The 1,389-nt window shown below is 43.7% G+C and carries 2 protein-coding genes; one reads left to right on the top strand and one right to left on the bottom strand.

The genetic code is table 11. From position 1 onward, the window contains the following. Positions 1–500: cytochrome P450 (locus A3751_RS19395; RefSeq protein ID WP_156492649.1), on the bottom strand; the 500-nt coding region annotated here is incomplete at its 3' end. Between the two features lie 300 nt (positions 501–800). On the opposite strand from A3751_RS19395, the gene recA reads away from it, so the two are divergent. After that, a partial coding sequence (gene recA, locus A3751_RS19390) for a recombinase RecA (protein WP_068458605.1) occupies positions 801–1,389 on the top strand: 589 nt, incomplete at its 3' end.

Below are 1,389 nucleotides of genomic sequence, written 5' to 3'. Positions count from 1 at the left end.
TCAAAAAGTGTTTTCGAAACGATAAACAGCGTTAGCTTGAACATGTCATCATTAATGTCACGCTCAGCATCAGTCAGCCAGTCATCAGAATACTGTCTCGTATATCGAATCATGGTATCTGCATAGGATTGAATGCGTCTGAAGTGAAATCCAGGCTGGGTAAGCTTGCGCTGCTTCTTGTGGGACGCAAAATCGTTATTTGTCACCAATCCATTGCCAAGGACATGAGCCATAACGCCAACGTCATTATCCGCTTTCTTGAACTGTGATGCGTGCTTAACAAGTACTTGGTGCGCNATATCCGCACTTGTTACTAAGGAAATGCGTTGTGATGGCATGCAAAAATCGATGATGGGCTGCTTTAACCGGAGCGCCCGTTGTATGAACGCCAGTGGATCTTTACCAAACTCAAGTAAATTTCCAAAAAGAAATGAACCATCAATTACCATTGGGCGTTTTACTTGGGTGTTTTCTTCAAGCACTGGACTGGTGTTTTGCATTATTTTAAGCGTCTTATTTATTAGAGGTTGATCGAGACGATAAAGATAAGCATACGTTTAGCCTATGCTGAAAACACTAAAAAATTGTTGTTTTAGGCGGTCACTAAATTTCGGCGACAGTTTTTGACGCTTTAGCTTGTATCTTACTTAGCAAGAAGAGGTTTACGCATTTGTAAGTCAACTACTGGATAAAAAACTGGACAGATTAAATATCGCTGCACATAATACTGATTAAGCATACAGTATATTGTGGTTGCAAGGATGCGACATAATTCATCACAAATCGATAGGGGAATCAAAATGGAAGGCAACAAGCAAAAGGCACTTAACGCAGCACTCTCTCAAATTGAAAAACAGTTTGGTAAGGGCGCGGTCATGAAAATGGGTGATCAACCAAGAGAAGCTATTCCCGCAGTTTCGACGGGCTCTCTCGGGTTAGATATCGCGTTAGGCATAGGCGGCCTCCCTTATGGTCGAATCGTCGAGATATATGGCCCTGAGAGTTCGGGTAAGACGACGTTGACACTTCAGGTAATCGCTGAAGCGCAGAAGCAGGGTAAAACGTGTGCCTTTGTCGATGCAGAGCACGCACTTGACCCAATCTATGCAGAGAAACTAGGTGTTAATGTTGATGAGTTATTAGTATCGCAACCTGATACCGGGGAGCAAGCGCTCGAAATTGCAGATATGTTGGTTCGCTCTGGTGCTGTCGATGTGATCATTGTTGACTCCGTAGCGGCGCTAACGCCTCGTGCCGAGATTGAGGGTGATATGGGTGATAGTCACATGGGTCTGCAGGCTCGCTTGATGTCACAAGCCTTGCGAAAGATCACAGGCAATATTAAGAATGCCAATTGCCTATGTATCTTTATTAACCAGATTCGAATGA

It is taken from the genome of Oleiphilus sp. HI0080 (assembly GCF_001635135.1).
This window is presented reverse-complemented; position numbering and strand designations above follow the sequence as displayed.